The organism is Mesorhizobium sp. B2-4-1 (assembly GCF_006442185.1).
GTDB lineage: Bacteria > Pseudomonadota > Alphaproteobacteria > Rhizobiales > Rhizobiaceae > Mesorhizobium.
In genome coordinates, this window is record NZ_VFVN01000001.1 from 775,638 (window position 1) to 792,741 (window position 17,104).

Here is a 17,104-nt window from a genome sequence, read left to right on the forward strand (position 1 = left end):
TCCGTTAATGGGAGCGTTTAAATGAAAAAATCACTTTTGTCCGCCGTCGCCCTGACCGCGCTGATCGCGTTCAGCGGCAATGCGTGGGCTGATCTAATGGTCGGCGTTGCTGGCCCGATCACGGGTCCGAATGCCGCCTTCGGCGCACAGTTGCAGAAGGGCGCGGAGCAGGCGGTCGCCGACATCAATGCGGCGGGCGGCATCAACGGCGAGCAGATCAAGCTCGAAGTCGGCGACGACGTCTCCGATCCGAAGCAAGGCATCTCGGTCGCCAACAAGTTCGTCGGCGACGGCGTCAAGTTCGTGGTCGGCCACTTCAACTCGGGCGTCTCCATTCCGGCGTCGGAAGTCTACGCGGAAAACGGCATCGTCGAGATCACGCCTGCCGCGACCAACCCCCAGTTCACCGAGCGCGGCCTGTGGAACGTGTTCCGCACCTGCGGACGCGATGACCAGCAGGGCGGCATCGCCGGCGGTTATCTGGCGGCCAATTTCAAGGACGCCAAGATCGCCGTCGTGCACGACAAGACCACCTACGGCCAGGGCCTTGCCGACGAGACCAAGAAGGCTATGAACGCCAAGGGCGTGAAGGAAGTCATGTATGAAGGCGTCAATGTCGGCGACAAGGACTTCTCGGCGCTGATCGCCAAGATGAAGGAAGCCGGCGTCTCCATCATCTACTGGGGCGGCCTGCACACTGAAGCCGGCCTGATCATCCGCCAGGCGGCCGACCAGGGCCTCAAGGCGACGCTGGTTTCCGGCGACGGCATCGTGTCGAACGAACTGGCCTCGATCGCTGGCGACGCGGTCGCGGGCACGCTCAACACGTTCGGTCCGGACCCTCGCCTGATTCCGGCCAACAAGGAACTGGTCGAGAAGTTCCGCGCGCAGGGCTTCGAGCCGGAGGCCTATACGCTCTACGCCTACGCAGCCATGCAGGCGATCGCCGAGGCAGCCACCTCTGCCAAGTCCAACGACCCGCAGGAAGTTGCCAAGGCGCTGCATGAAAAGGGTCCGTTCAAGACCGTGCTCGGCGACCTCTCCTACGACGCCAAGGGCGACCCGACGCTGCCCGGCTACGTCATGTACGAGTGGAAGAAGGGCGACGACGGCAAGTACACCTACGTCCAGAAGATGTAAGCCTGTCCGCATTGACTTCACGGAATGCCCGGCGCCTCGCGCCGGGCATTTTCTTTTGCGGAAGCAGCGATCGCGCGTTTATTGTCTGGCAAAGATCCTCGTTTTGAGGACAGCGGCGGCTTTCCGCTGATGTTCAGCCGTTTGGGGCCACGCTCAAGGCGAAGACTCGGGTTTAAATCGGTTTAAACGTGCGTCAAATTTTGTTTGCACTGCAGCATTTTCACGCTAATCATGGCGCCGCTGCTCTTCCCTCCGCTGCTGGAGCCCAATCCTTGGCCATCACGAAGATCCTCGTCGCCAACCGGTCCGAAATCGCCATCCGCGTGTTTCGCGCGGCCAATGAACTCGGCCTCAAAACGGTGGCGATCTGGGCCGAGGAGGACAAATATTCGCTGCACCGCTTCAAGGCCGACGAGAGCTACCAGGTCGGGCGCGGACCGCATCTCGCCAAGGACATGGGGCCGATCGAAAGCTATCTCTCGATCGAGGAGGTGATCCGCGTCGCCAGGTTGTCGGGCGCCGATGCGATCCACCCCGGTTACGGGCTGCTTTCGGAAAGCCCCGAATTCGCCGAGGCCTGCGCCGAAGCCGGGATCACCTTCATCGGACCCAAGCCGGAGACGATGCGCCGGCTTGGCAACAAGGTCGCGGCGCGCAATCTGGCCATCGAGGTCGGCGTGCCTGTCATTCCCGCCACCGATCCGTTGCCGGACGACATGGAGGCGGTCAAGAAACTTGCCACGGAGATCGGCTATCCCCTGATGCTGAAGGCTTCGTGGGGCGGCGGCGGCCGCGGCATGCGCGCCATCCGTGCCGAGGCCGATCTCGCCCGCGAGGTCACCGAGGGCAAGCGCGAGGCGAAAGCCGCCTTCGGCAAGGACGAGGTCTATCTCGAAAAGCTGATCGAGCGCGCCCGCCATGTCGAAGTGCAGATCCTGGGCGATACCAGTGGCAATGCGGTGCATCTGTTCGAGCGCGACTGCTCGATCCAGCGCCGCAACCAGAAGGTCGTCGAGCGGGCGCCCGCGCCCTATCTCAGCGAGGAGCTGCGCCAGGAGCTGTGCGGCCATGCGCTGAAGATCGCGCGCGAAACCAGCTATATCGGCGCCGGCACGGTCGAGTTCCTGCAGGACGCCGACACCGGCAAGTTCTATTTCATCGAGGTCAATCCGCGCATCCAGGTCGAGCACACCGTCACCGAACAGGTGACGGGCATCGACATCGTCAAGGCGCAGATCCACATTCTCGACGGCTTCGCCATCGGCACGCCGGAATCGGGCGTTCCGGCACAAAAGGACATCAGGCTGAACGGCCACGCGCTGCAGTGCCGCATCACCACCGAGGATCCCGAGCACAATTTCATCCCGGACTATGGCCGCATCACTGCCTATCGCGGCGCCACCGGCTTCGGTATCCGCCTCGATGGCGGCACCGCCTATTCGGGCGCGGTCATTACCCGCTTCTATGACCCGTTGCTGGAAAAGGTGACCGCATGGGCGCCGACGCCGGCCGAGACCATCGCACGCATGAACCGGGCGCTGCGCGAATTCCGCATCCGCGGCGTGGCCACAAACCTGACTTTCCTCGAAGCGATCATCAATCACCCGAACTTCGCCGACAATTCCTACACGACCAAGTTCATCGACACGACGCCGGAGCTGTTCGAGCAGGTCAAGCGCCAGGACCGCGCCACGAAGCTGCTCAACTATCTTGCCGACGTCAGCGTCAACGGCCATCCCGAGACGCGCGGCCGGCCGCAGCCGAAAGCCGATGCCGCCGCACCCGTGGTGCCCTACCTCAACGGCAATGTGCCCGGCGGCAGCAAGCAGAAGCTTGACGTGCTCGGTCCGGAAAAATTCGCCGCCTGGATGCGCACGCAAAAAGAGGTGCTGGTCACCGACACGACGATGCGCGACGGCCATCAATCCCTGCTGGCGACGCGTGTGCGCACGCACGACATCGCCGGCATAGCGGGCACCTATGCGCGTGCCCTGCCGCAGTTGCTTTCGCTTGAATGCTGGGGCGGCGCCACTTTCGACGTCGCCATGCGCTTTCTCACCGAGGATCCCTGGGAGCGGCTCTCGCTGGTACGCGAGGCGGCGCCCAACCTCCTGCTGCAGATGCTTCTGCGGGGCGCCAACGGCGTCGGCTACACCAACTATCCCGACAATGTCGTGCAGCATTTCGTCAAACAGGCGGCATCAGGCGGCATCGACCTGTTCCGGGTGTTCGACTGCCTGAACTGGGTCGAGAACATGCGCGTCGCCATGGACGCGGTCGGCGCCGAGGGCAAGCTGATCGAGGCCGCGATCTGCTACACCGGCGATATTCTCGATCCCACGCGGGCGAAGTACGACCTGAAATATTATGTCGGGCTGGCGAAAGAGCTCGAGGCGGCCGGCGCCCATATCATAGCGGTCAAGGACATGGCCGGGCTGTTGAAGCCGAGCGCCGCGCGCGTGCTGTTCAAGGCGCTGCGCGAAGCGACAGACCTGCCCATCCATTTCCACACACACGATACATCGGGGCTCTCAGCGGCAACGGTTCTGGCGGCGGTGGAGAGCGGCGTCGACGCCATCGACGCGGCGATGGATGCGTTCTCCGGCAACACCTCGCAGCCCTGCCTCGGCTCTATCGTCGAGGCGCTGAAGGGCACCGAGCGCGATCCCGGGCTCGACCCGCAATGGATCCGGAGGATCTCCTTCTATTGGGAAGCGGTGCGCAACCAGTATGCCGCCTTCGAAAGCGACCTCAAGGGGCCGGCGTCCGAAGTTTACCTGCACGAGATGCCGGGCGGACAGTTCACGAACCTCAAGGAACAGGCGCGTTCGCTTGGGCTGGAGACGCGCTGGCACGAGGTGGCGCAGACCTATCACGACGTCAATCTGATGTTCGGCGACATCGTCAAGGTGACCCCGTCGTCCAAGGTGGTCGGCGACATGGCGCTGATGATGGTCAGCCAGGATCTCACCGTCGCCGACGTCGAGAACCCGGCGAGGGACATCGCCTTCCCGGACTCGGTCGTCTCGATGCTGCGCGGCGATCTCGGCCAGTCGCCTGGCGGCTGGCCGCAGGCGCTGCAGAAGAAAGTGCTGAAGGGCGACAGGCCGATCACGGCGCGGCCGGGCTCGCTGCTGAAGCCGGCAGACCTCAAGGCCAGCCGCAAGGAGATCGAACGGAAGCTCGAGCGCAAGCTCAGCGAATACGAGTTCGCTTCCTGGCTGATGTATCCGAAGGTCTTCTCGGACTTCGCGGCCGCGCAGGAAACCTACGGTCCCGTCAGCGTGCTGCCGACGCCGACCTATTTCTACGGCATGAAGCCCGAAGACGAGGTGTTCGTGGACATCGAGAAGGGCAAGACGCTGGTCGTGCGCTGCCAGGCGATCGGCGACGTGGACGACAAGGGCATGGTCACCGTGTTCTTCGAACTCAACGGCCAGCCGCGCCGCGTCAAGGTGCCCGACCGGGCGCATGGCGCGTCCGCCGCCAAGGCAAGGCGCAAGGCCGAACCCGGCAACGAGGCGCATGTCGGAGCGCCGATGCCGGGCGTCGTCTCGGCGCTCGCGGTGGCCGCCGGCCAGGCCGTCAAGGCCGGCGACGTGCTGCTCTCCATCGAAGCGATGAAGATGGAAACGGCGCTGCATGCCGAGCGTGACGGCACGGTCGCCGAGGTGCTGGTCAAGGCCGGCGACCAGATCGATGCCAAGGACCTGCTGATCGCCTTCAATTGAGAGCTCGCAAGAGAGAGGCACAGACTGTCGGCTTCTGTCGGCAGCCCTGACGGCCTGTTCGATAACCGCTTGACCCGCGGTCCCTGGTCGGGCATCGAACCGCAGAAATTTGCGGCGGCACGGTTCCCCCGAGTCGCGGCGAAGCACCGATTTTTTTGGAGAAAAACATGGCCGACGATATCACAGAGACCAGCCAGACTGTTGCCGCCGGCCAGTTGCGTGCCTTCATCGAGCGCATCGAGCGGCTCGAGGAGGAAAAGAAGACCATTTCCGACGACATCAAGGAAGTGTTCGCCGAGGCCAAGGGCACCGGCTTCGACACCAAGGCGATGCGCGCGATCATCCGGCTGCGCAAGAAGGACCAGGCCGAGCGCCAGGAGGAGGAGTCCATCCTGGACCTCTACAAGGCCGCCCTCGGCATGGTGTAAGGCGAGGCATCTCGTGACGTCCGGGGTCGGCGATGAGTGAGTTCGACTTCGGTGGCCGAAGGGCCTCGGAGTTCCGCCAACGCGGCTTCTGGACGCTGTTTGCCGAGCGTCACCCGGAAGAAAGAACCCGGCTGGCGAGGCGAGGGCCCTGGTTCTGGCAGCGCGGGCTGCCGGAATTCGCGCTGGTGCTCTCCATGTATGTGGCGCCCAGCGAGAATGTGGTCGGCGTCTTCTTCGGCCGTAACGAGAAGCTTGGCGCAACCGACGTCTGGGTGCGCCTCAAGCCGTTTCAGCCGGCGATCGAGGAACGGCTGAAGCTCAGGCCGGAGCAGAGCGCACAAAACCTCGGCATCAATTCACAGTGGCGGGTCAACTGCTTTGCCGAGGACAATTGGCCGGCCATGACCGACTGGCTGGTGACCGAATGCTCGCGTTTCGAGCGCGCCGTCATCGATGTTCTGGGGCAGGGATAGGTATCCGGTGTTGCCGGGAGTCGCCAGACCCTTCTTTCGCTCACGCTGGCTCGGCCAGGTGCGGCTCGACCGGCTGTTCTGGCGCGATATGGTGCTCGTCGGCACGGCGATCAACGTTGCATCGTCCGTGGCGGCGCTCATTCTGCTGGGATTGAAGATGCCGCTCGGTCTTGTGCTGGCGGTGCATTTCGCGCCGGTGCCCTACAACATCTTCCTGACTTCGGCCGTCTGGCGGACGGCGGAGCGAACCGGTGGCGCCAAGGCCTCCCTTGCTATGCTGGGTTCGGCGCTCTGGCTGATCGCAACAGTCGTCGTCTGACAGTGCTGCACGAAAAAGGGCGGCCGAGGCCGCCCTTCGCAGGAAGCGTTGGCGAGGCCGCGCTCAGGCCGCCGGCTCGAATCTCAGCGCCACACCGTTGATGCAGTAGCGCAGCCCGGTCGGCGGCGGGCCGTCCTCGAAGACGTGGCCGAGATGGCTGCCGCAGCGAGCGCAATGGCATTCCGTGCGGACCATGCCGTAGCTGCGGTCGGTCGTGGTCTCGATGGAACCGGGAACGGGGTCGTTGAAGCTCGGCCAGCCGGTGCCGCTCTCGAACTTCAGCTTGGATTCGAACAGCGGCTGGTCGCAGCCGACGCAAAAGAAGGTGCCGGCGCGCTTTTCGTGAAGCAGCGCACAGCTGCCCGGGCGTTCGGTGCCATGGTTGCGCATGACGGCATATTGCTCAGGCGTCAGCCGGGCGCGCCATTCGGCGTCGGTGCGGGTGACGGGATAGGCGTGGGTGTCCATGCAGAAAACTCCTCGGCCTTGACGGCTCGTTGTTGATCGCAATGTCTATTCGCAACAAGATAGGCGTTTGTTACGAGATTTGCCCGCATTTTCGAGCGTGCCGCCTGCGCTCCTCACGCGATCGCCGTGAGATAGCGCGCAACGGAGGCCGCCAGCGCCTGTTTCGCGCCACCGATAATGTTCTGGTTCCACCACGCGCCGTAGATGTCATCGAATGTGAAAGGCTCCAGCGCGGCCGCGATGCGGCGCACGGCGGCCGCATTGAGCGGGATGTAGTTGGGATAGCTGTACATGAAGCTGACGTGGCGGCGGGTCGGCGTCACCTGCAAGATATCGCCGGCCAGGAGAGCATTGCCGCCTTCGCGCTTCCAGTGCAGCACCTGGCCGCCGGCAAAGTGGCCGCCGCAGCGGATGAGCGTCAACGCCGGGTTCAGGTCCAGTGTCTCGCCTTGCCAGCTGACGATCGACGGGTGCGGCCGCATGATCCACTGCCGGTCGTCGTCATGGAGATAGATCGGCACGCCGCCAAACGCCTCGCTCCATTCGACCATCACCGAATAGTAGTGGCAGTGCGAGATGGCGATCCCGGCAAGGCCGCCGCGGCGATTGATCTCGGCCACCGCCTCGTCGGTCACCATCGAGATGCAGTCCCACAGAACGTTGCCGTGCGGCGTCTGCGTCAGCAGCGCCCGCTGACCGATGGCGAAGCGCGGCTCGATGCCGAAGGCGAGAACGCCGGCATCGCCCTTCATCACAAGCCGATGCCCGGCCGCGAGCTCTTCCGGTGTGGTCCAGGCCTGGCCTTCCCAGCGCACATATTGCCGCTCGTCCTCGCAGATCGGACAGTGCTGTGGGGGCGCTTCGCTCTGCGCGAACTGGACACCGCATTGCAGGCAGAGGAAACAGGTCATGGAACCTCCCGTCATTTTCCCGGCTCAATGCTTGCGCGACAATTGCTTGGTGGCGCTTTCCAGTCCGGCGAGCGTCAGCGGAAACATGCGGCCGCCGAACATGTCGCGGATCATAGCGATCGAATGGGTGAACCCCCAGTTCTTCTGGCTCTCGGGGTTCAGCCATACCGCGTTCGGCCACTGCCGCAGCAGACGGCCGAGCCAGACGGCGCCCGCCTCCGGGTTCCAGTGCTCGACCGAGCCACCGGGATGCGCGATCTCGTAAGGGCTCATCGAGGCATCGCCGACCACGATCACCTTGTAGTCAGGCCCATATTTGTGGAGGAGATCGAAGGTCGGGATCGTCTCGGCATGGCGGCGGCGATTGTCCTTCCACACGCCCTCGTAGAGGCAGTTGTGGAAATAAAAATATTCGAGCTGGCGGAATTCGGCGCGGGCGGCCGAGAACAATTCCTCGACGCTTCTGATGTGGTCGTCCATCGAGCCGCCGACATCGAAGAACATCAAAAGCTTCACCGCGTTGCGCCGCTCTGGCCGCGTCTTGACGTCGAGATAACCGTGCTCGGCGGTGGCGTGGATGGTGCCGGGCAGGTCGAACTCCTCCTCGGCGCCTTCACGCACCCAGCGGCGCAGCCGCTTCAGCGCGATCTTGATGTTGCGGGTGCCGAGCTCGACGGCGTCGTCGAAATTCCCGAACTCGCGCCTGTCCCAGACCTTCACGGCCCGGCGGTTGCGGCTCTCATGCTGGCCGATGCGCACGCCTTCGGGATTGTAGCCATAAGCGCCGAAAGGCGAGGTGCCGCCAGTGCCGATCCATTTCGAGCCGCCTTGGTGGCGGCCTTTCTGTTCCTCGAGCCGCTGCTTCAGCGTCTCCATCAGCTTCTCGAAACCGCCGAGCGCCGCGACCAGCTTTTTCTCCTCCTCGGTCAGGTGCTTTTCGGCCAGCCGGCGCAGCCATTCCTCGGGGATATCAGCGACGTTGACGGCATTCGGACCGCTGAGCGCCTCCACACCCTTGAAGATATGCGCGAACACCTGGTCGAAGCGGTCGATATGGCGTTCGTCCTTCACCAGCGCTGCGCGAGCGAGGTAGTAAAAACCTTCGACGTCATAGTCGACCAGCCCGGCTTCCAACCCCTCCAGCAGCAACAGGTATTCCCGCAAAGAGACGGGAACGCGTGCAGCCTTCAGTTCGAGGAAGAAAGGGATGAACATTTTCTGTCTATAAGAGGTCGTACTCGATGAAGCCGGTGCGGCGCGCGACATGGTCATAGAGCTTGCGCGCCGTGGCGTTGGTTTCGTGCGTCATCCAGTAGACATTCCTGACGCCGATCTTGCCGGCTTCCTGCTTCACGGCTTCGATCAGCGCAGCGCCAATCCCCTTGCCGCGCACTTCGGGGTCGGCGAACAGATCCTGCAAGTAGCAGTTGTTCTTCTCGGACCAGCAAGAGCGATGGTACAGGTAGTGGGTGAGGCCGACAGCCTTGCCGTCGAGGAGGGCGATGAAGCCCTTCGGTTCGAACTCGCCTTGCGTGAACAGGCGCTTCCAGGTGACCTCGTAGACCTCTTGCGGCAGCTTCGTCTCGTAGAAAGCAAGGTAAGCGGTCCAAAGCCGGCGCCAGTCGGCGTGGTCGGATTCTGTGAGCGGGCGGATAGTGATCTCGGCCATTTCGTTCCCTCTGAAGTCTGGAACCCAATCCATACCAACAGAATCGGGATCAGGAACACCCTTGCCTATCCCGCCGGCGAATTATACTCGCGAAAAGCGGTCGCGAGCATGTGCAGCGCCTCTCGTGCCCTTGGCGCCAAGCCGTGCGAATGCAAAACGATCTCGGAAGGGGGAATTGGCGGCAGGCCGAGTTTGCGGCCCACCTCGACCAGGCCGGGCGGCGCGACACGGTAGGCGAGCGCAGCGACGGCGAAGCCGGCCGACACCGCGATATTGACGGCTGCGCCGCCGCCGCCCACGAAAGCCTCGTTCCAGGTAATGCCTGCCTTATCCAGCGTCTCGACAGCTCTCACGCGGTCAGGGCAATTGCATACGGTGCTTAGCAGCGCCAAGCGCAATGGCGTTCCCGGCCGCCATTCGAAGGCCGGGGCGGCGAACCAGCCATAATGGGTGCGCGACAAGGCTTCGCCGCGGCGGCTGTCGTCTTCCTGATGGACAATCACCGCATCGAGCTCACCGCGATCGAAAGCCTCCTCCAGCATGGAGCTCGTATCGATCCTGATGTTGAGCGCGAGCGACGGATCATGGGCATGCAACTGGGCTATCAATATGGACAGCTCGGGCCCGGCGACGTGATCGACAAAGCCGAGAGCAAGCCGACACGGCGCGTCGGAAAATTCCGTGACGGCTCGTTCGTGGGCGGCAAGGAATTCACGCGCCGCCGGGAGAAAAGCCGCTCCCCTTGCCGAGAGGGCCACGCGGCGCGGCGTTCGTTCGATCAGACGCGCGCCGAGCTTCTCTTCCAGCCGACGCAGCTTGACGCTGATCGTCGCCTGGGTGCTGCCCAGCGCGGCAGCCGCACGCGTGAAGCTCTGCAGGTCGGCCACCATGACGAAGGTCCGCACGGCATCGACATCAAGACTGGTCATCTCTAATCATTCCATTTTGTCATTTCTGAAATAGAAATGCATAGTCTTTTTTCATGATCGGAGGCCATTTAAGTCATGTCGACCGCTGTGTGAAGAGCGACGCTCGCAGCCACTTCCGAATGCTCCGACTGAAAGTGACCGACATGACGTTTCCAATCGACCGAAACACCGTTGCTCTTGCGGGGGTCTGCCTCGCCTCGCTGCTGTTCGGCCTCGAAATCTCCAGCGTCCCGGTGATCCTGCCGAAACTGGAAACCGTGCTTGGCGCTGATTTCAAGGATCTGCAATGGATCATGAATGCCTACACCATTGCCTGCACCACGGTGTTGATGGCGACGGGGACATTGGCCGACCGTCTCGGCCGCAAACGCGTGATGGTGGGCACCACCGTCGCCTTTGGCCTCGCCTCCCTGCTATGCGGTCTCGCAACGAGCGCTCCGCTGCTGATCATCGCCCGGTTTCTTCAGGGCCTGGCGGGCGGAGCGATGTTTACCTGCAGCGTGGCGGTGTTGTCCCACCAGTTTCAAGACGGCAGTGAACGCGGCAAAGCCTTCGTCGCCTGGAGCGTCGTCTCGGGCATCGGCCTTGGCTTCGGCCCCGCCATTGGCGGATTGATTGTGACGCTGTCGAGTTGGCAATGGGTGTTCCTCATCCATGTGCCGCTTGCCGTTCTTGCCTTGGCTTTCATCGGCGCCGGTGTCACCGAATCGCGCGATCGCAACGCGCAGAAGCTTGACCGGGCCGGCATACTGACACTGTCGTTCGCGGTGTTCGGCTTCTCCTATCTGATCACGCAAGGGGCCGATCTGGGCGCTGGCGCGCGCATCGGCGTGGCAAGCGCGGCCGTGCTGGCCTTCGTCGCGTTCCTCGTAGCCGAGAAGATCAATCCCTATCCGATGTTCGATTTCTCCGTTTTCCGCATCCGCCAATTCTCGGGAGCGATCATGGGCGGCATCGGCATGAATTTCAGCTACTGGCCGTTCATCATCTATCTGCCGATCTATTTTTCGGGGGTCCTCGGTTACGACAGCACCACGACCGGGCTGTTGCTGCTCGTCTACACGCTACCCTTCATGCTGATGCCGTCGATCGCCGAGCGCCTGCGGGCACGCTATCAGGCGCGGGTGGCGATCCCGCTCGGCTTGTTGACATTGGGGGTCGGTTTCATCGCCATGTGGATAGGTTCCGGGCTCGAGGGCAACTGGCTGACCATGCTGCCCGGCACGCTGATCGCCGGCATCGGCATCGGCCTGACCAATTCGCCGACCACCAACACCACGACCGGCTCGGTGTCACCCGATCGTGCCGGCATGGCGTCCGGCATCGATATCAGTGCGCGGCTGATCACCCTTGCCATCAACATCGCGGTGCTGGGACTGCTGCTGACGCAGGGGATCGTTTCTTATCTGCGCAATGCCTTCGGCACGGCTGTCGACCCGAACGAACTGCGCGCCGTGGCAGAGAAGATCGCAGCCGGCAGTCTCGACGGCCTGGCGCAATACTCGCCCAAGCTTGCGACCCTCGACCCGACGGGCGCCATCGTTCATGCCTCCCTGGTCAACGGTTTTGGCTGGGTCATGCTCTATAGCGGGATCGGCGTTCTGGCTCTTGCCGTCATCAGCTTTGCTATCTTCGGTCCAAAACATGTCGCGCCGCAGCAGCGAAGCGGGCGTCCTGCGCAGGGTGCTGGCGAGGTGCGCTCCTAGCAATGCCTTGCGGCTCGGCCTCAGGACGCCGAGCCGCTCGTCACCCTTGCCGTCTCGCCATGAAGGCCAGCCGTTCGAACAGATGCACGTCCTGCTCGTTCTTCAGCAGTGCGCCGTGCAGCTTGGGCAGCGCGTTCTTCGGGTCGGCGCGCAGATCCTCGGGCGCGATGTCGTCGGCGACCAGCAGCCTTATCCAGTCGAGCGCCTCGGAGGTCGACGGCTTCTTCTTCAGCCCCGGCACGTCGCGGATTTCGTAGAACTGAGTGAGCGCCGCCCGCACCAGATTCTGCTTGATGCCGGGATAGTGCACATCGACTATCCTGTGCAGCGTCTCGACGTCCGGAAAGCGGATGTAGTGGAAGAAGCAGCGGCGTAGGAAGGCGTCCGGCAGCTCCTTCTCGTTGTTGGAGGTGATGATGACGATCGGCCTCACCGCGGCGCGGATCGTCTCGCCGGTCTCGTAGACGAAGAACTCCATCCGGTCGAGTTCCTGCAAGAGGTCGTTGGGAAATTCGATATCGGCCTTGTCGATCTCGTCGATTAGGAGGACGACTTTCTTGCCGGCGGCGAAGGCTTCCCACAATTTGCCGCGCTTGATGTAGTTCTTGATATCGTTGAACCTGGTATCGCCAAGCTGACTGTCGCGCAGCCGCGACACGGCATCGTACTCGTAGAGGCCTTGCTGCGCCCGCGTCGTCGATTTGACGTGCCATTCGATGAGTTCCAGCCCGAGTGCCGCCGCCACTTGCCTGGCAAGCTCCGTCTTGCCGGTGCCGGGCTCACCTTTGACCAGCAAGGGCCGTTCCAGCGCGATCGCCGCGTTGACCGCCACCATCAGATCCTTGTCGGCGACGTAGGCCGCAGTGCCTTCGAAACGCATTTTTGCTCCTTGGTTCAGTACGGACGACCGTAAGGAGACGGCTTGGCCCATGCAAGGGTGGGTTGGCGGCGGCGAAATGTGAAGCCGGCAGGGAAAGAGCGCCAACTCTCTGGCGCCAAGTCTCTGGCGCTTGGGAGGGCATCGGCCTATATTGGGGCTGACGGTCTGCGCTTCCCGGCAGGAGACACTTTTCCCCGGGGCCTTAACGATCCTTAGGGAGCTGTCCCTGGGAAGACCCGTGGGTTTTCTCACACGGCGCCCACCTACTTTGTAGGCACCCGGGATCGACTTCTCCACCGGTTGTGTGGATCGTCACTTATTCGCCACATCCACGTATTTCGTGGATCATGCGATGGAAAGCGTCGCTCCCAAAACGTCCATTCAGGTCTGGCTTTTTCTAGCGTCTGCGCATGACATCCTCAAAAGACCTGAAAAAACAGCTGCGCAAGGAAGCACTTGGCCGCCGCGACGCGCTCGATGAATTCTGGCGGGTGGAAGTCGCGCTCGACATGGCCGAAACCGCGCGCGACCAGCTTGCCATCGAGCCAGGCCAAATCGTGTCCGGCTTCTGGCCAATGCGCTCGGAAGTCGATGTCCGGCCGCTGATGTTCGCCTTGCGCGAAAAGGGCGCACGGCTCTGCCTTCCGGCGATCCTCGACAAGACGACCATGGTCTTTCGCGAATTGGTACGCGGCGCACCGATGATCGATATGGGATTTGGCACCGTCGGGCCGCATGAGGAGGCCGAAGTTCTTGACCCCTCCGTCATGCTGGTGCCGCTCGCCGGCTTCGACGCGCGCGGCCACCGCATCGGTTACGGCGCGGGCTATTATGACCGTGCGATCGCCAAGCTTGTCGACAAGGGGCATGCGCCCCGGCTGATCGGCATTGCTTTCGACTGCCAGGAAGTGACGATGGTTCCCAATGAGGACCATGACGTCATCATCCCGGAAATACTCACCGAGAGCGGGTTGCGCCGGTTCGAGCCAGAATTGTAGATAGTTCTTTGGAACGCATGATCTTTGCCGAAAGTCATGCCACTTTTCGGGGTCAAGCGTGATGAGACTTCTCTTCCTCGGCGACATGGTCGGCAAGACAGGCCGCACGGCGGTGTGGGAGCAATTGCCGGGCCTGATCTCGGACTTCAAGCTCGATTTCGTCATCGTCAACGGCGAAAACGCGGCCGGCGGCTTCGGCATCACCGAGGAGATTTTTCGCGAGACCATCGCGGCCGGCGCCGATGTCGTCACCACCGGCAACCATGTCTGGGACCAGCGCGATGCGCTCGCCTTCGCGCCGCGCGAAGAGCGCTTCCTGCGCCCCTCCAATTTTCCCAAGGGTACGCCAGGGCGCGGCTCGGGCGTCTACATCGCCAGGAGCGGCGCGCGCGTGCTGGTCGCCAACATCATGGGCCGGGTGTTCATGCATCCCGAGCTCGACGATCCCTTCCAGGCTGGCGAGCGCGAGCTTGCCGCCTGTCCGCTCGGCGAGCAGGCGGATGCCGTGGTCATCGACTTCCACGCCGAGGCGACCTCCGAAAAAATGTGCTTCGCGCATTTCGTCGACGGTCGCGCCAGCCTCGTGGTCGGCACTCACACCCACCAGCCGACCGCCGATCACCATATCCTCAATGGCGGCACCGGCTACATTTCCGACGCGGGCATGTGCGGCGATTATGATTCGTCGCTCGGCATGGACAAGGAGGAGCCGCTCAACCGGTTCCTGTCGAAAGTGCCGAAGGGGCGTTTCGAGGCGGCGACCGGACCCGCGACCTTGTGCGGCGTCGGCGTTGATATTTCCGACCGCACGGGGCTGACCGAGAAGATCGCGCCGTTTCGCCGCGGGCCGCGGCTCGAGGAAACGGCGCCGTCCTTCTGGACGTGACATTGATATAGGGGCTCTCAATACCTAACTGCCGGCGACACTGCTCTAGATCGTAGAGGGGACGACCTCCATGCAGCTTATCGAGTTCCTGGCGCCGCACTTCGCCTTCGTGTCCGATCCCACCGCCTGGGTCGCGCTGTTGACCCTGGTGGTGCTCGAGATCGTGCTCGGCATCGACAACCTGATCTTCATCTCGATCCTGACCAACAAGCTGCCGGAAGCACAGCGAGCCCGCGCCCGCCGGCTCGGCATCTCGGCGGCGCTCGTCATGCGGCTGGTGCTGCTCGCCACCATCTCGATTATCGTCCAACTGACGGCGCCGGTCTTCACCGCCCTTGGCCACGGCTTTTCCTGGCGCGACCTGATCCTGATCGCCGGTGGCCTGTTCCTGGTGTGGAAGGCGACCAAGGAGATCCATCACACGGTCGACCCCGACGACCACCAGGACACGATGCTGGGCGAGACCGTGCAGATGAGCCTTGCCGGCGCCATTTTCCAGATCCTGCTGCTCGACCTTGTCTTCTCCATCGATTCCATCATTACCGCCGTCGGCATGACCGACGAGATCGCCATCATGTACATCGCCGTCATCGTGGCGGTCACGGTGATGATGCTGGCGGCTACGCCGCTGGCGAACTTCATCGCCAAGAACCCGAGCATCGTCATGCTGGCGCTGGGCTTCCTGTTGATGATCGGCATGACGCTGATCGCCGACGGCATGGGCTACCATGTGCCCAAGGGTTATATCTACGCGGCGATGGGTTTTTCGGCGCTCGTCGAAGGCCTCAACATGCTGGCGCGGAACCGCAAGAAGGCGAAGTCCGGCGGCGGGCATTGAGCCTGACGACATGGCCAATGCCGAGTTCAGGCTGACTCTTACGAAATTGTACGTACAATATCGTAATCGATGGTGCTGCTTTGCGATTCGAATGGGATGCTGAAAGAGCCAGGCGCAAACTTGCCAAGCTCGGCATCGGATTCGATCTCGCGCAGAAGGTGTTCGATGATCCGCTTTATCTCATCGTGCCCGACCGGTTTGAAGATGGTGAGCAGCGTTGGCACGCTATCGGGACGATCGATGCCGTAGTGGTCATGCTGGTTGTCCACACATATCCTGATCGCGAAGATGAAGGACGAGTTAGGATTGTTGGTGCCCGGAAAGCGACAGCGCATGAAAGGAGGCGCTATGAGCAAGAAGGACCTTGGTCAGGATCAGCGCAACCAGCTCGCCAAGCTGGCTGGTTTGCCTGACAGCGAGATTGATACTTCCGATATTCCAGAAGTTCCGGCGGAGAATTGGATTCACGCTCGTCGTGGACATCTTTACAGACCACTCAAGCAGCCAGTGACAATCAGACTCGATGCCGACGTGCTATCGTGGTTCAAGGAACACGTCGGGGGTGGTTGCCAGACCGAAATCAATCGTGTGCTCCGCCATCACGTGATCGAGCAGGAAAAGCGTAGAACCTGAGCCGGTTCAACTCCCCGGCGCGCCCTTCGGGTGACGGTCGCCGATCAGGCCTAGTGTCAGGCCTTGTTCGAGCCAGGCCTTGGCGCCGGCCAGAACGAGCGTGAAGCCGCCGGTTGAATCGACCGCCTGTTTCACCTGTTCGTCGCCATTGCCGGCAAAGCCGAAATTGCGGACCTCCAGGAAGGTCGCGTCACCTGGCATTTCGGTGAAGGTCCAGATCACCGTGGTCGGCGGATCGCTCCATTGCATGACGATCTTTTCGTTGACGACGATCTCGCTGGCGACCACCGTCGTCGAGACGCCATACATGCGCCACTTCCATTGAACCGGCTTGCCGCCGTCCAACCTGCCGCTGGAATGGGTGAACCAGAATTTCGTGGTGATCTCCGGGTTGACGATGGCCTCGAAAACGTCGGAGACCGGCCGCCGGATCATCATGGCGGCTTCGGCCGTCGGTGTCTCGCGGATTTCCATACCGTTCTCCCCTGCCGAATACGCCTTCACCAAGCGTCGGGCTCCCGCACCATGTGAACGATGTTGGCGGGGCTGGTGATCCAGAAACCGCGGAAGCCTTCTCCCAGCGGCTCGATGGCGTCGCATCGCTCGACGCCGGCCTTGGCGAGATGATCGGCGGCGCCCGGAAAATCCCCGGTGAACAGTCCCAGCCAGATCTCGGCTTGGCCCGGTCCTGCTATGGCAGATTGATCTGCCAGGAAACGCCGAACCTGTCGTTCAGCCAGGCGAAACGGCGGCTGAAACCGTAATTGCCGGTCGGCATCAGAAACGCGCCGTCTTTGGACAAGGCCTCGACGATGCGCTCCAGCTCTTCTTCGGTGGAACAGTCGACGAAGAGCGAGACCGACGGCGTGAAGGTGAAGGCGTGGTGCACAGGGCTGTTGAAGATCATGACCTCCGTGCCGCCGATGGATGCGCGAGCCAGCTTGACTGCCCCTTCGGGTCCGTCCTCGCCTGCACCGTAGCGCGTGAGGTCGAGGACGCGGCTATCCGGAATGGTCTCGCAATAGAAGGCCATGGCTTGCTCGGCCTTGCCTTCGAACATCAGGAACGGGGTTACTTTCACGGCAGGCCTCCCTT

Annotated in this window: 19 protein-coding genes, 1 other RNA gene and 1 pseudogene; 12 read left to right on the forward strand and 9 right to left on the reverse strand. The window is 62.6% G+C overall.

The window, feature by feature from the left end:
* The first annotated feature begins 21 nt into the window (after positions 1-21).
* The 5 genes from FJ949_RS03950 (at position 22) to FJ949_RS03970 (ending at position 6,091) form a co-directional block, all read left to right on the forward strand.
* Positions 22-1,140, forward strand: a complete 1,119-nt coding sequence (locus tag FJ949_RS03950) for a branched-chain amino acid ABC transporter substrate-binding protein (RefSeq protein WP_140493083.1) — start codon at positions 22-24, stop codon at positions 1,138-1,140.
* 272 nt (positions 1,141-1,412) lie between these two features.
* The gene (pyc, locus tag FJ949_RS03955) at positions 1,413-4,871 is read left to right on the forward strand and encodes a pyruvate carboxylase (protein WP_140493086.1); all 3,459 of its coding nucleotides are present in this window, start codon (positions 1,413-1,415) and stop codon (positions 4,869-4,871) included.
* A 167-nt stretch (positions 4,872-5,038) separates the two neighbouring features.
* A complete protein-coding gene (locus FJ949_RS03960; protein WP_140493089.1) occupies positions 5,039-5,299 on the forward strand; it encodes a DUF2312 domain-containing protein in 261 nt (86 codons plus the stop codon).
* A gap of 32 nt (positions 5,300-5,331) precedes the next feature.
* Positions 5,332-5,772: a hypothetical protein gene (locus FJ949_RS03965; RefSeq protein ID WP_140493092.1), complete on the forward strand. Its 441-nt coding sequence runs from the start codon at positions 5,332-5,334 to the stop codon at positions 5,770-5,772.
* Between the two features lie 7 nt (positions 5,773-5,779).
* Positions 5,780-6,091, forward strand: coding sequence for a hypothetical protein (locus tag FJ949_RS03970; RefSeq protein WP_224646533.1), 312 nt, complete (start codon positions 5,780-5,782; stop codon positions 6,089-6,091).
* A gap of 63 nt (positions 6,092-6,154) precedes the next feature.
* Here the strand turns inward: FJ949_RS03970 and msrB are convergent, their stop codons facing one another.
* The 5 genes from msrB to FJ949_RS03995 form a co-directional block, all read right to left on the reverse strand.
* Positions 6,155-6,559 carry a peptide-methionine (R)-S-oxide reductase MsrB gene (gene msrB, locus FJ949_RS03975; protein WP_140493098.1) on the reverse strand — a complete coding sequence of 135 codons (405 nt, stop codon included), beginning with the start codon at positions 6,557-6,559 and terminating at the stop codon, positions 6,155-6,157.
* Between the two features lie 113 nt (positions 6,560-6,672).
* A complete protein-coding gene (locus FJ949_RS03980) occupies positions 6,673-7,470 on the reverse strand; it encodes an MBL fold metallo-hydrolase (RefSeq protein WP_140493101.1) in 798 nt (265 codons plus the stop codon).
* A 24-nt stretch (positions 7,471-7,494) separates the two neighbouring features.
* Positions 7,495-8,685 carry a VWA domain-containing protein gene (locus FJ949_RS03985; RefSeq protein ID WP_140493104.1) on the reverse strand — a complete coding sequence of 397 codons (1,191 nt, stop codon included), beginning with the start codon at positions 8,683-8,685 and terminating at the stop codon, positions 7,495-7,497.
* A 7-nt stretch (positions 8,686-8,692) separates the two neighbouring features.
* Entirely contained in the window at positions 8,693-9,139 is a 447-nt protein-coding gene (locus FJ949_RS03990; RefSeq protein ID WP_140493107.1) for a GNAT family N-acetyltransferase, read from the reverse strand.
* Positions 9,140-9,204: 65 nt separating this feature from the next.
* Positions 9,205-10,068: a LysR family transcriptional regulator gene (locus FJ949_RS03995; RefSeq protein WP_140493110.1), complete on the reverse strand. Its 864-nt coding sequence runs from the start codon at positions 10,066-10,068 to the stop codon at positions 9,205-9,207.
* 143 nt (positions 10,069-10,211) lie between these two features.
* On the opposite strand from FJ949_RS03995, the gene FJ949_RS04000 reads away from it, so the two are divergent.
* Positions 10,212-11,774, forward strand: a complete 1,563-nt coding sequence (locus tag FJ949_RS04000) for an MFS transporter (protein ID WP_224646531.1) — start codon at positions 10,212-10,214, stop codon at positions 11,772-11,774.
* Between the two features lie 40 nt (positions 11,775-11,814).
* Here the strand turns inward: FJ949_RS04000 and FJ949_RS04005 are convergent, their stop codons facing one another.
* Positions 11,815-12,654, reverse strand: a complete 840-nt coding sequence (locus FJ949_RS04005; RefSeq protein ID WP_140493116.1) for a MoxR family ATPase — start codon at positions 12,652-12,654, stop codon at positions 11,815-11,817.
* Between the two features lie 159 nt (positions 12,655-12,813).
* Here FJ949_RS04005 and ssrS point away from each other — a divergent pair.
* The 6 genes from ssrS (at position 12,814) to FJ949_RS04035 (ending at position 16,009) form a co-directional block, all read left to right on the forward strand.
* Positions 12,814-12,969: non-coding RNA, 6S RNA (ssrS, locus tag FJ949_RS04010), on the forward strand.
* 95 nt (positions 12,970-13,064) lie between these two features.
* Positions 13,065-13,652, forward strand: coding sequence for a 5-formyltetrahydrofolate cyclo-ligase (locus FJ949_RS04015; protein WP_140493119.1), 588 nt, complete (start codon positions 13,065-13,067; stop codon positions 13,650-13,652).
* 61 nt (positions 13,653-13,713) lie between these two features.
* Complete coding sequence (locus tag FJ949_RS04020) at positions 13,714-14,538, forward strand: YmdB family metallophosphoesterase (RefSeq protein ID WP_140493122.1); 825 nt, start codon at positions 13,714-13,716, stop codon at positions 14,536-14,538.
* A gap of 70 nt (positions 14,539-14,608) precedes the next feature.
* Entirely contained in the window at positions 14,609-15,376 is a 768-nt protein-coding gene (locus tag FJ949_RS04025) for a TerC family protein (protein ID WP_140493125.1), read from the forward strand.
* Positions 15,377-15,456: 80 nt separating this feature from the next.
* Positions 15,457-15,789 carry a BrnT family toxin gene (locus tag FJ949_RS04030; RefSeq protein WP_140493128.1) on the forward strand — a complete coding sequence of 111 codons (333 nt, stop codon included), beginning with the start codon at positions 15,457-15,459 and terminating at the stop codon, positions 15,787-15,789.
* Complete coding sequence (locus FJ949_RS04035) at positions 15,725-16,009, forward strand: BrnA antitoxin family protein (protein WP_140493131.1); 285 nt, start codon at positions 15,725-15,727, stop codon at positions 16,007-16,009. The genes FJ949_RS04030 and FJ949_RS04035 overlap by 65 nt, the downstream gene beginning before the upstream one ends.
* A 6-nt stretch (positions 16,010-16,015) precedes the next feature.
* Here FJ949_RS04035 and FJ949_RS04040 read toward each other — a convergent pair whose 3' ends face one another.
* The 3 genes and pseudogenes from FJ949_RS04040 to FJ949_RS04050 form a co-directional block, all read right to left on the reverse strand.
* Entirely contained in the window at positions 16,016-16,483 is a 468-nt protein-coding gene (locus FJ949_RS04040) for an SRPBCC family protein (RefSeq protein WP_140493134.1), read from the reverse strand.
* A gap of 26 nt (positions 16,484-16,509) precedes the next feature.
* Positions 16,510-16,689 (reverse strand): annotated as a pseudogene (locus FJ949_RS30600) (hypothetical protein); the annotation flags it as partial.
* Positions 16,690-16,700: 11 nt separating this feature from the next.
* A complete protein-coding gene (locus FJ949_RS04050; RefSeq protein ID WP_224646529.1) occupies positions 16,701-17,090 on the reverse strand; it encodes a VOC family protein in 390 nt (129 codons plus the stop codon).
* Positions 17,091-17,104 lie beyond the last annotated feature (14 nt).